The sequence below is a fragment of the Flavobacterium sp. LMO8 genome (assembly GCF_009495755.1).
GTDB lineage: Bacteria > Bacteroidota > Bacteroidia > Flavobacteriales > Flavobacteriaceae > Flavobacterium.
Map to the genome: position 1 here is coordinate 237,227 of NZ_WIBJ01000030.1, position 11,766 is coordinate 248,992.

At 31.9% G+C, this 11,766-nt stretch carries 12 protein-coding genes; 6 read left to right on the forward strand and 6 right to left on the reverse strand.

The window, feature by feature from the left end:
• Positions 1-27: 27 nt before the first annotated feature.
• The 6 genes from GFJ94_RS07345 to GFJ94_RS07370 form a co-directional block, all read right to left on the reverse strand.
• Complete coding sequence (locus tag GFJ94_RS07345) at positions 28-570, reverse strand: hypothetical protein (protein WP_153200903.1); 543 nt, start codon at positions 568-570, stop codon at positions 28-30.
• A gap of 35 nt (positions 571-605) precedes the next feature.
• Positions 606-1,523: a hypothetical protein gene (locus GFJ94_RS07350; protein ID WP_153200904.1), complete on the reverse strand. Its 918-nt coding sequence runs from the start codon at positions 1,521-1,523 to the stop codon at positions 606-608.
• A gap of 2 nt (positions 1,524-1,525) precedes the next feature.
• The gene (locus GFJ94_RS07355) at positions 1,526-2,059 is read right to left on the reverse strand and encodes an RNA polymerase sigma factor (protein WP_153200905.1); all 534 of its coding nucleotides are present in this window, start codon (positions 2,057-2,059) and stop codon (positions 1,526-1,528) included.
• 209 nt (positions 2,060-2,268) lie between these two features.
• Positions 2,269-2,964 carry an ABC transporter ATP-binding protein gene (locus GFJ94_RS07360; RefSeq protein WP_153200906.1) on the reverse strand — a complete coding sequence of 232 codons (696 nt, stop codon included), beginning with the start codon at positions 2,962-2,964 and terminating at the stop codon, positions 2,269-2,271.
• Between the two features lie 20 nt (positions 2,965-2,984).
• Positions 2,985-4,448, reverse strand: a complete 1,464-nt coding sequence (locus tag GFJ94_RS07365) for a DUF5687 family protein (protein WP_153200907.1) — start codon at positions 4,446-4,448, stop codon at positions 2,985-2,987.
• Between the two features lie 50 nt (positions 4,449-4,498).
• A complete protein-coding gene (locus GFJ94_RS07370) occupies positions 4,499-5,320 on the reverse strand; it encodes a hypothetical protein (RefSeq protein WP_153200908.1) in 822 nt (273 codons plus the stop codon).
• Between the two features lie 76 nt (positions 5,321-5,396).
• Here GFJ94_RS07370 and GFJ94_RS07375 point away from each other — a divergent pair, with 76 nt between their 5' ends.
• From GFJ94_RS07375 to GFJ94_RS07400, 6 genes are all read left to right on the forward strand, one after another.
• Positions 5,397-6,278 (forward strand): PPK2 family polyphosphate kinase, encoded by an 882-nt coding sequence (locus GFJ94_RS07375; RefSeq protein WP_153200909.1) that lies wholly within the window; start codon positions 5,397-5,399, stop codon positions 6,276-6,278.
• A gap of 16 nt (positions 6,279-6,294) precedes the next feature.
• On the forward strand, positions 6,295-6,864 hold the full coding sequence (locus tag GFJ94_RS07380; RefSeq protein WP_153200910.1) for a cob(I)yrinic acid a,c-diamide adenosyltransferase: 570 nt from the start codon (positions 6,295-6,297) through the stop codon (positions 6,862-6,864).
• Between the two features lie 178 nt (positions 6,865-7,042).
• Positions 7,043-7,264, forward strand: a complete 222-nt coding sequence (locus GFJ94_RS07385; protein WP_002986941.1) for a DUF2795 domain-containing protein — start codon at positions 7,043-7,045, stop codon at positions 7,262-7,264.
• Between the two features lie 87 nt (positions 7,265-7,351).
• Entirely contained in the window at positions 7,352-10,708 is a 3,357-nt protein-coding gene (gene secA, locus GFJ94_RS07390; RefSeq protein WP_153200911.1) for a preprotein translocase subunit SecA, read from the forward strand.
• Positions 10,709-10,789: 81 nt separating this feature from the next.
• Positions 10,790-11,362, forward strand: coding sequence for a hypothetical protein (locus tag GFJ94_RS07395; protein WP_153200912.1), 573 nt, complete (start codon positions 10,790-10,792; stop codon positions 11,360-11,362).
• A gap of 1 nt (position 11,363) precedes the next feature.
• Entirely contained in the window at positions 11,364-11,765 is a 402-nt protein-coding gene (locus GFJ94_RS07400; protein WP_153200913.1) for a hypothetical protein, read from the forward strand.
• Position 11,766 lies beyond the last annotated feature (1 nt).

The following is an 11,766-nucleotide window of genomic DNA, read 5'->3' on the forward strand; positions in this document are numbered from 1 at the left end:
TCCGTTTTTGTGGTTGTAATTTATTTTTTACTCCGAGTATTCAAAATGCTCATTTATGCATTTTATTTTAGAAACATCAACGATTTTTTCTATTCTCATGGTTTTTTCATTTACTTTCCAAGATTTTATAATCATCTCCAAATATTCCTTTTTACTTTTTTTTACTAGTGAAATTATTTGCTCTGGTATTAAACCGTCCAATTCACAATAACCTATGGTAACAAAATTATTATCATCCAAAGAGTTAATTTGTAAAGTATCTAATAAAGTTAGAGATTCGTTGGCTTCATCTGTTTCATAATTCAAATTTATTTTGCTAAACAATATAAGTATTTTTGATTTTTTTCTAATTTGTGTCAATCTGTAATCTGAATTAGATAAAGTAAATGAAGTGTCAGAAACTTTTTTAAAACCATTAGATTTTATAACATCATCATAGTTTTCATATTCTTTATTTAACATAAAAAATTCATATTCTTTAAATTTATTTTTTCCGTTGATCTCTTGCCCCAAACTCAGGAAAGAAATTAGCATAGTAATGGCTAACGAAAAGGTTTTTACTTTTTTCATGATATTGAATTTAAGTTAATAGAAAGATTATTTTCTTAAGGACGGTTTTTTGGTTTTCCCCCAACTGTAGTTATAATCACAACTCCTTTTTTTCCTTTTTCACCATAAATCGGAATAGCTTTTTCAGGTTGTAAAATAACAATGGTGTCGATTTTTTGTTTACTCAAAGGTGCATACGGACTTGTTGGATTTTCTCCAAATAGTGACTCTTCTGAATATTCTACTCCGTTAATATAATAGATTGGTTCTTTTAATTCGATTATTGATTCAATTTCGTTATTATCAAATAAACTTGATAGCGGTTTTTTACTCACTTTTCCATCAATAACCACTAAATCATCATTAGCAACGTTTTTATCTTTTTCTTGAGTAGTTTCTTCCGAATTCATTGTAATATCATAACGTTTTCCTTTTGCCAAATAACCTGAATTATTCGTTGTAGCTGAATTCGAAACGTTATTGTTGTAACTCGGAACTAAACTCGTCTTAGCCACTTCTTGAACTTCTTCCATGGCAATTGGAGTAGGGATCATTACTTCTTTTTTTGAAGTATAATTAATTGTATCGTTAATTACAATGTTGTTTTGAATTACGATTTGTTGTTGCAAAATTTGCTCCGCTTCTTTTTTAATTTCCGGTTTCGTATTTACTAAACCATTCGCAGATTCTGGTGTTGGAATCATATTTTTTGATGAATCAATAGTAGTAATTGTATTTTCTGGAATTATTATATTTTCTTTTTCTTGTAGTAAGAAAAACGTTAATGTTCCGACTAAAACTATCGATGCTGCAACTGCTAATTTTTTCCACAAATGCTTTTCCTTTTGAAGCGTTTGTGTTTCCATTTTGTCTTCTACGCGTGCCCAAATCTTCTCCATTCCTGGAAAGTCTTTTTGCTCTGCGTTTTCGGCAGCTTGTTGTATTTTTTTATATAATTTTTCTTCTGTTCCCATGATTATTTTGCTTTTTGATAATAAAAAGTTCTTACCAATTCTTTTAATTTACTTTTTGCCGCATTCAATTGCGATTTCGATGTTCCTTCACTAATGCCAAGTTGTTCTGCAATTTCTTTGTGCGAATAGCCTTCGATCACAAATAAATTAAAAATCGTTTGGCATCCATCAGGAATATACTGGAGTAAATTGAGCAAATCTTCTTCTTCTAAATCGGTGACTTCATCGGCTAAAGGTTGTGAATTGTAACTCACATCTTCCAAATACAAATTAAAGTTGATATTCTTTTTAATTTGTAAAAGGCAATTGTTCACGGTTATTTTTCGAGCCCAAGCTTCAAAAGCCAAATCCTCTTTCAGTTGTTCTATTTTTGTGAATATGGTAAAAAAAGCATCGGCCAATACTTCTTCTATTTCTTCCTCCTTTTTTAAATACCGTTTACACAAACGGTAGAGTTTTGGCGCCATAGTTTCATACACCAAGCGTTGCGCTTCGCGGTGTTGTTTTCGGCAGCCTTGTATGTGTTTTACATCCATAAAATGTTTTTTTTTCAAAAATCAAATTCAACTTCAATTTCAAAAATCAAATTGTTTTGCATTTGAATTTGTTCTTGAATTTGTTCTTGTTCCCCTTTTTTATATAGAGCAGAAAAGTTGGAAAAAGGTTGGGACGACTTTAAATTATTTTCAAAAAAAAATCGCAAGTAGTTAAACTTACGATTATAAAAGTATAAAATATTATAGTGTTACACAGCGAAAAACGCTTCTAATTCTTTTAAAGTTTCTTCCGAAGTCATAATGTCTTTAACCACTTCGCCTTTGTTTAACGCTACAATACGATTACAAACTTCTACAGTATGAATTAAATCGTGACTGGAAATTAATACAGTTACATCTGGATTTTCTGCTAGTTCTTTTACAATTTTCTTTAATCTATTTACAGTTGTTGGATCTAAATTTGCAAAAGGTTCATCTAAAATTACCACTTCTGGATTTCCAATTAAAGTAGCAATAATGCCTACTTTCTTCATGTTTCCTTTCGATAAATCGCGAAGATATTTTTTGGTGTTTAGAATTTCGTTATTAAAAAATTCTTCATATTTCTTTAGTAAAGCATCAACATCTGCCTTGTTTTGTCCGCGTAATTCACCAATAAAATAAAAATATTCTTCGGCAGTTAAATAACCAATTAAGAAACTTTCGTCTAAAAAAGCCCCTGTGAAATTTTTCCAATTTTCGCTAGTGTTTACAGCAACATTATGATTGATAATTCCTCCTGTAGTAGGTTCGATTAAATCTAATAATAAACTAAAAAATGTTGTTTTTCCTGCACCATTATTTCCTACTAAACCAAAACTTTGTCCTTTAGGAATTTCTAATTCTTGAATATTTAAAACAGTAGTAGCGTTATATTTTTTGGTAAGATTGTTTACTTGTATCATGATAATTTAGTATAATTAAATTAATTTTTTTGTTTGTATGCAACGATTGTATCGTACTTTGCATTTTTGTAAATTCTTTCAATAAGAACGAAAATTCTCGATTTGAATAGTAAACCTAATAGCCCAACAATTGCAATCAATGCTATTCCAATATTAATATTGTCAAGTAAAAGTCCTACTCCAAAAAGTAAAATTGGTATAATCATTTGGGGTAAAGAAAATAATAGCGTTTTAAAATTAAACGCTTTTTTGTCCCCAAAAGCTCCTTTTGCTGACTCTAAATCTATTGCCGTTCTAGTGTATGCACCAGTTAATAATACTAAAAAGGAGTTAAATCCAATATTGTAAATACCTGTTGCCAAGATTGTAATGTAAATATCCCAACCAAAGTAAATATAAAAGGACGCCAATAGCATACTAATTGCTGTTCCTATAATCATTAACCACCATTTAGAATTCAAGTATTCTTTGTATGAAATACTTTGTGTCATCATAAGCTGATAATAAGAACTATCCCAACTTGGAACAAACTGTCCAAAATTAATTAGGAATCCACCTGTTACAAAAACTGCTGCAAATGCTTGCATAACACCGCCTTTGTATATGTCTTGAGTGAAGAATATCAATCCATAAAACAAGAAAAAGAAACTCATGTATAAAGTTGTTTTTGCTCGTTTATTTCGCATTAATAGTTTGATGTCGTTTTTTAAAAAAGTTCCTAAGGTTCCAAATTGATTCAACCAAGTTAAGTCGTTAGAATTCGCTAAATTCTTTTTAATATGTAATCTTTCATCTAAAGTTAAATCTTTTTTGAAGAAATTAAAAGTGAAATAATAGATGATTACTAAGGCAAAAATTGGAAGTAAAACCATCCAAACTTGCTCATATAAACCTTGAAAGAAAGGTTGTGTGTAAATTGTAATATCAAATAAATTATAATACTGAGATGCAACTAATCCTATGATAATCGTTGCTACAATACCAAAAAGCAGGTCTTTATTGTTGATTAAAATGTTTAAGAAATTAATAAACAGTATAGAGGTTAAAATTCCTAAATGCCAACTGATTACGCCTAATATATTATAATCGTTGTAGAGCAATATAATACTAAAAGGAATAAAAAAGAAAGCGTGAGTGGTATTAAAATAGTTTAAAACTGTTTTTCCTAAAGAAAAATGAACAATCGTATTTTTTTTAATAGGAAGAACTAATAAAGGGCGAATGGTTAGCGTAGGTATTTTTTGAAAAAAATAACGCATCATCATGTCGGCAAATAAATAGTAAATAATAAACTTATTTACCGTTTGTAATGGTTCTAAGCCCGCTTTTTTTAGTCCATAAAAAGCACCAAAACCAGCCAAAACAAACATGGAAGCAAAATATAAGAATAGTAGTGCCATGAAAATTTTAAAAGCCAAATTGGTTTTAAACGATGCCGACCGAACAAAAGATTTCCATTCGAGCGTAAGAAAATGTTTAATCATATTTTTTTGGATTTCTTATTTGTAGTGTTTTTTTGTAAAATGTTACGATTTTATTTCTTAAAATTCAATTTATAAATTGTAGTCTCTAAATCTTCGGTGTCATTGTCTTCACATAATAAAAAGGTGAATTCGCTTTCTGTTTCCTGATACAAGGTCATTCCTTCAAATTTTTGATGTTCGGATAATAAGTGAACTTCTATGATTTCAAAGGTTGGTGCATGCATAACCCCTAAAATGGTTCCTAAAACTTCGCCATCTTCATAAGTTGATGTTGTGTTTTCGGCGCAAGCCAGGAAATAAATTTTATCGCCAACCAAAACGGCATCGGTAAAAGTGGTTTCGATGTCATCTAATGTTGGAAGCGAAATCGGTACAAAACGAATACCATCTTCTTGATGATTAGGCACAATAAAAATTCCGTTTTTACTGTTTTTCGAATTGCCTCTTTGAAAAAGCAACATGGTTTGATGCGCATAAATGGCGCCTTCAATATTCAATTGATCATCAGCAAAGGAACCAACATTTTTTAATTTTTGATATAGAGATTTTAAATTTTGTGATTGCAATGTATCGGAACCTAAATCTAAAGTATACATCGAATTTCTTTTTTCGGTTGAACCGGATCCCAATATAATAATCTGATTTCCATATTTCGTGATGCATTCTAAATCGGGTTTTTCAGCTTTTTCTATGTTTTCTTTAGCCTCTTTTACTAAAGGGAATTTTAATAATAGCTTTTTAGAAATGTCGTATTGATATAAAAAATTACTTGAGTCTGAAATAAGAAATAAAACATCTTGAGAATACAATAATCCAGACGGCGCTGAAATTCCTTTTATAGTGAATAGATTTGTAAGTTTGAAATTTTCCATATTTTTACAAAAGTGTTTTTTAATTAGAATAAAAAAGTTTTAAAAATACTAACTTTACCACATTATACCTATAAAAATGAAAAATATCGAAATAGAGGCTTTAAAAGTAACTTCAAATATTAAATTAAGTTCGCTTCCTACTTTTATAGATGTTGAAACTTCTGAAAGTAAAAAAGAAAAAGAACTAGATAAAATAAGAATTAAGCTAAGTAAATTACAAGATAAATTATATGCTCATAACAAATATGGAGTGCTAATTTGCTTGCAAGGTATGGATACTGCAGGTAAAGATAGTTTAGTTCGTGAAGTTTTTAAAGAATTTAATGCGCGTGGTGTAGTGGTGCATAGTTTTAAAACACCAAATTCAAATGAACTAGAGCATGATTATTTATGGAGACATTATATTGCATTGCCAGAAAAAGGGAAGTTTTCAGTTTTTAACAGAACGCATTATGAAAATGTTTTGGTAACAAGAGTTCACCCAAATTATATTTTGAATGAAAATATTCCAGGTGTTAATTCTGTAGAAGATATTACGGCAGATTTTTGGGAAAATCGTTTTGAAAGCATCAATAATTTTGAAAAACACATAACTTCAAACGGAGTTATTGTTTTGAAATTTTTCTTACATCTAAGTAAGGAGGAACAAAGACTTCGATTAATTAGACGATTAGAAACAGAAAAACACAATTGGAAGTTTTCACCAAGCGATTTAAAAGAAAGAGAGTTGTGGGATGATTATCAGGTTTGTTATGAAGAAGCAATAAATAAAACTTCTAAAAAACATGCTCCTTGGTATGTAATTCCAGCCGATAATAAAGAAACGGCTCGCTATTTAGTAGCTAAAACTATTTTAGAAGAATTACAGAAATATTCTGATATAAAAGAACCAGAATTAGAACCAGAAATTAAAGAAAATATAAAAATGTATCGCGATAAATTAGCGAATGAGAAATAAAAAAGGAAACAATTAAATGAAAGTATATACTAAAACTGGCGATAGCGGAACTACTGCATTGTTTGGAGGAACACGTGTTCCAAAGCATCATATTAGAATTGAAAGTTACGGAACAGTTGATGAATTAAATTCGCATATCGGATTAATTCGCGATCAAGAGATGAGTGATTTATATAAGAATGTACTTATTGAAGTTCAAGATCGTTTATTTACGGTTGGAGCTATACTGGCAACACCACCCGAAAAAGAAACCTTAAAAAACGGACAACCTCGTTTACAAAACTTAGGAATAATAGAGTCAGATATCGAGTTTTTAGAGAATGAAATTGATACTATGGAAGAAGCTTTGCCTCCAATGACACATTTTGTGCTGCCTGGAGGTCATACAACTGTGTCATATTGTCATATTGCTCGCTGTGTTTGTCGTAGAGCCGAACGTTTAGCAGTGCATTTAAATGACATAGAACCGACAGACGAAAGTGTAATTAAGTACCTAAACCGACTTTCTGACTATCTTTTTGTGTTGGCACGAAAGTTGTCCCATGATTTGAACGCTGATGAAGTTCAGTGGATACCTAGAAAGTAGTATCAGAGTATAGTTTTATTCAGAAAAAAGAATCCAAACGGCTTTTACTGACCACTAAAAACTGACCACTGACCACTAAAAAAAGGAACGTTCTTAAATTTTAATAAAAAAAGTAAAAAAAAACTTGCCTTATTGGGTAATAAATTTATTTTTGCATAAACTTATAAATCGATAAAAGATGTATTGGACATTAGAATTAGCATCCTATTTAAGTGATGCGCCTTGGCCAGCAACCAAAGATGAACTTATCGACTATGCTATCAGAACTGGAGCTCCATTAGAAGTAGTGGAAAACTTACAATCTATAGAAGACGAAGGAGAAATCTATGAATCAATGGAAGAGATTTGGCCTGATTATCCTACTGACGAAGATTATCTTTGGAATGAGGATGAATATTAAAAAATAAATAAACACAACAGAAACAAGTCTCTTTACTGAGACTTTTTTTGTGGTTATATTTGCAAACCTATTTAGAAAATAAAAATTATGAGTATCATAAATTCCATATTGAAAGCTTTTGTGGGGGATAAATCGGAGAAAGATGTAAAAGCGATTCAACCACTTATTACCAAAGTAAAATCTTTTGAGAGTGCATTACAAGTACTGTCTCATGATGAATTACGTGCTAAAACAGCTGAATTCAAAGCTAAAATTAAAAATGCTCGCGCTGAAAAAGATGCAAAAATTGCTTCTTTAAAACAAGATGCAGAGCAAACTCAAGACATTGATGCTCGTGAAGATATTTATGCAGAAATCGATAAAATCGAAAAAGAAGCGTATGAGATTTCTGAGAAAGTATTAAATGAAATTCTTCCAGAAGCATTTGCTGTAGTAAAAGAAACAGCACGTCGTTTTAAAGAAAATACTTCTTTAACAGTAACGGCTACTCCAAAAGACAGAGAGTTATCAGCAACTAAATCGTATATTGCTATTGAAGGTGATAATGCAACTTGGGCAAACTCTTGGAATGCAGCTGGTAAAGCTATCACATGGGACATGATTCACTACGACGTTCAGTTGATTGGTGGAGTGGTTTTACACCAAGGTAAAATTGCCGAAATGCAAACTGGGGAAGGAAAAACATTAGTAGCAACATTACCTTTATATTTAAATGCCTTAACTGGAAACGGAGTGCATTTAGTAACGGTGAATGACTACTTAGCAAAACGTGATAGTACATGGAAAGCTCCTTTATTCGAATTTCATGGAATGACAGTTGATTGTATTGATAATCACCAACCAAATTCTCCTGAAAGAAGAAAAGCTTACAATGCTGATATTACTTATGGTACAAATAACGAATTTGGTTTCGATTATTTGAGAGATAATATGGCACATGCTCCAGAAGATTTGGTTCAACGTAAACATAATTTTGCTATTGTCGATGAGGTCGATTCAGTTTTAGTGGATGATGCAAGAACACCTTTAATTATTTCTGGACCAGTTCCTCAAGGTGATCGCCATGAGTTTAATGAATTGAAACCAAAAGTTGAAAATCTAGTTACTTTACAACGTAAATTAGCTACAGATTGTTTAACGGAAGCGAAACGTTTATTCAAAGAAGGAAACAATAAAGACGCTGGATTTAATTTATTACGTTCTTACAGAGCGTTGCCAAAAAGCAAAGCTTTAATCAAATTCTTATCGGAAGAAGGAGTAAAACAATTACTTCAAAAAACCGAAAACCAATACATGCAAGATAACAACAGAGAAATGCCAAAAATTGATGAGGCGTTATATTTTGTTATCGAAGAAAAAAATAATCAAGTTGAGTTAACGGATAACGGAATCCAATTCTTATCACAAGATACAGATGCACAATTCTTCGTTTTACCAGATATTGGAACAGGAATTGCTCAAATTGAAAAAGAAAACCTAGCTGCTGAAGAAATGGCAGAGCGTAAAGAAGAATTATTCCGTGATTTCTCAGTAAAATCGGAACGTATTCACACGTTAACGCAGTTGTTAAAAGCCTATACTTTATTTGAAAAAGATACCGAATACGTTATCATGGACAATAAAGTAATGATTGTAGATGAGCAAACAGGACGTATCATGGATGGGCGTCGTTACTCAGATGGTTTACATCAAGCAATCGAAGCAAAAGAAAATGTAAAAATCGAAGCTGCTACTCAAACATTTGCAACCGTTACGTTACAGAATTATTTCCGTATGTACAGCAAATTAGGAGGAATGACAGGAACTGCTTCAACAGAAGCAGGTGAGTTCTGGGAAATCTACAAATTAGATGTTGTGGAAATTCCAACCAACCGTCCAATGGCTCGTAAAGACAAAGACGATTTAATTTACAGAACCGTTCGTGAAAAATTCAACGCAGTTATCGAAGATGTAGTACAATTATCAAATTCGGGAAGACCTGTATTAATTGGAACAACATCGGTAGAGATTTCGGAATTATTAAGCCGAATGTTAAAAATTAGAGGTATTCAACACAATGTATTGAATGCTAAAATGCACAAAAGTGAAGCAGAAATTGTAGCTGAAGCAGGAAAGCCTGGCGTAGTTACAATTGCAACTAATATGGCAGGTCGTGGTACCGATATTAAATTATCTGACGAAGTGAAAAAAGCAGGTGGTTTAGCAATTATCGGAACAGAACGTCACGATTCGCGTCGTGTGGACCGTCAGTTAAGAGGTCGTGCGGGTCGTCAAGGAGATGTGGGTAGTTCACAATTCTACGTGTCTTTGGAAGATAACTTAATGCGTTTATTCGGTTCTGAAAGAGTAGCTAAAGTTATGGATAGAATTGGTCTAAAAGAAGGTGAAGTAATTCAACATTCTATGATGACAAAATCTATCGAAAGAGCACAGAAAAAAGTAGAAGAAAATAACTTTGGAGTTCGTAAACGTTTGTTAGAATATGATGACGTAATGAACGCACAAAGAGAAGTAGTATACAAAAGAAGACGTCACGCTTTACACGGAGAACGTTTGAAAGTGGATATTGCAAACATGATGTACGACACTTGCGAATTAGTAGTAGAACAAAATAAACTAGCAGAAGATTTCAAAAATTTCGAGTTTGAATTGATTCGTTATTTTTCAATCAGTGCTCCAGTTTCACAATCAGAATTTGCAAAATTATCAGCAAGAGAAATTACTGGAAAAACATACAAAGCGGTTTTAGCTCATTACGAAGAAAAAATTGCTAGAGATGCACGCGAAGCGTATCCAATCATCAAAAATGTATACGAAAACAATAATGGTCAGTACCAAAGAATTATAGTGCCATTCTCTGACGGAATCAAATCATTAAACGTGGTTACCGATTTAGAAAAAGCATATACTTCAGAAGGACGTTCGTTAGTGGCAGATTTCGAGAAAAACATCACGTTAGCTATTGTGGATGAAGCTTGGAAAAAACACTTACGTAAAATGGACGAATTGAAACAATCGGTTCAGTTAGCCGTTCACGAACAAAAAGATCCATTGTTGATTTACAAGTTTGAAGCCTTCAATTTATTCAAGAAAATGATTGATGAGGTGAATAAAGAGGTAATTTCGTTTTTGTTCAAAGGTGATTTACCTTCTCACAATACATCCGAAATTCAAGAAGCTAAGCAAGTGCAACAAAAAGAAAACTATACTGAAACTAAAGAAGATTTAGATAGCGAAGATACAGCGGCACAAGCAAGAAGAGCAGGAGAAATGGCAAGTCAAAGACCTCAAGTAACAGAAACGATTACAAGAGAAATGCCAAAAATCAATCGTAATGACACCGTTACTATCAAACACGTAATGAGTGGAAAAAGCGAAACCATGAAATACAAAAAGGCAGAAAGTATGTTAGCTTCTGGCGAATGGGTTTTGGTTAACGAATAATTAAAACACATAAATAAACTAATCCTCAATTGCTAAAAGTAGTTGGGGATTTTTTATCTTTGATAAAATAAAAACATTCAAATGAAATCTAAAATTCTATTCTTCGCATTCTTCATTTTTCAAACTATTGCTGTTTTAGCGCAAGACATGACGTCTTTAAAAACCGAAGCACTTAAGTCATATAAAGCTGGAGTAAATATGAATTTTGATGCCATTTTTGAAACCACTTATCCAAAAGTATTTGACATTATTCCTCAAGAACAAATGAAAAAGATGTTTGGTCAAATGATGGAAAACGAACAATTCTCTATCAAATTAGTCGAAGTAGAACCTGGTTTTTCGTTTGGAGAAATCAAGAAAATTGAGGGTAAAACATTTTGTCTTATTGGACATAATAATGTGATGACCATGAAATTTAAAGAACCAATGGAAGATGGGGAATCTATGACGGATATTTTTAAAACTTCAATGGAAGCAGAGAAAGTCACTTATGATAAAGCAACAAACTCATTTCGCATTGAAATGCGTTCAACCTTAATTGCTGTTGCTGATGAATTGACTAAAAACAAATGGAAATTTTTGAATAAAGACAAGGATAATAAATTGTTTTCAATGATTTTTGAGGAAAAAATTGTAAAAGCTTTAGCATTATAATATGAACGAAAATAACATCACCTATACCGAATTTTTCAACCGAGTTAGAGCGAGTATCGCTGATGGTACTTTTGCTAAATTAACGCTAGCTAAAACCATTGGAAAACCTGAATTGCAGAACATTTACGTAAAAACCATCGTAGAAGACAACATCTTAAAATTGTCAATGACGTATAAAATTTACACGACCGAAAAGCAAGAATTAGTGAAAATCTGCAAATTAGATGATTTTGAAGCAGAATTAATTCCACACATCAACAACCCGTTTTTATCCGCTTTGTTATTTACTACCGAAGCCGATATTACCATGAAATTAAACAAAAAACGCGTGGCAAGGATTGATGAACAAGCTCCAACGTTTAAAAATGCGGATGCGAATTTGGTGGAGTTTTTGGGGAAGTAAA

Coding starts and splice junctions, on each gene's coding strand:
- GFJ94_RS07400 (WP_153200913.1), top strand. CDS start 11,364: ATGAACGAAAATAACATCACCTATACCGAATTTTTCAACCGAGTTAGA.
- GFJ94_RS07370 (WP_153200908.1), bottom strand. CDS start 5,320: ATGGAAAATTTCAAACTTACAAATCTATTCACTATAAAAGGAATTTCA.
- GFJ94_RS07365 (WP_153200907.1), bottom strand. CDS start 4,448: ATGATTAAACATTTTCTTACGCTCGAATGGAAATCTTTTGTTCGGTCG.
- GFJ94_RS07360 (WP_153200906.1), bottom strand. CDS start 2,964: ATGATACAAGTAAACAATCTTACCAAAAAATATAACGCTACTACTGTT.
- secA (WP_153200911.1), top strand. CDS start 7,352: ATGAGTATCATAAATTCCATATTGAAAGCTTTTGTGGGGGATAAATCG.
- GFJ94_RS07380 (WP_153200910.1), top strand. CDS start 6,295: ATGAAAGTATATACTAAAACTGGCGATAGCGGAACTACTGCATTGTTT.
- GFJ94_RS07350 (WP_153200904.1), bottom strand. CDS start 1,523: ATGGGAACAGAAGAAAAATTATATAAAAAAATACAACAAGCTGCCGAA.
- GFJ94_RS07375 (WP_153200909.1), top strand. CDS start 5,397: ATGAAAAATATCGAAATAGAGGCTTTAAAAGTAACTTCAAATATTAAA.
- GFJ94_RS07385 (WP_002986941.1), top strand. CDS start 7,043: ATGTATTGGACATTAGAATTAGCATCCTATTTAAGTGATGCGCCTTGG.
- GFJ94_RS07355 (WP_153200905.1), bottom strand. CDS start 2,059: ATGGATGTAAAACACATACAAGGCTGCCGAAAACAACACCGCGAAGCG.
- GFJ94_RS07345 (WP_153200903.1), bottom strand. CDS start 570: ATGAAAAAAGTAAAAACCTTTTCGTTAGCCATTACTATGCTAATTTCT.
- GFJ94_RS07395 (WP_153200912.1), top strand. CDS start 10,790: ATGAAATCTAAAATTCTATTCTTCGCATTCTTCATTTTTCAAACTATT.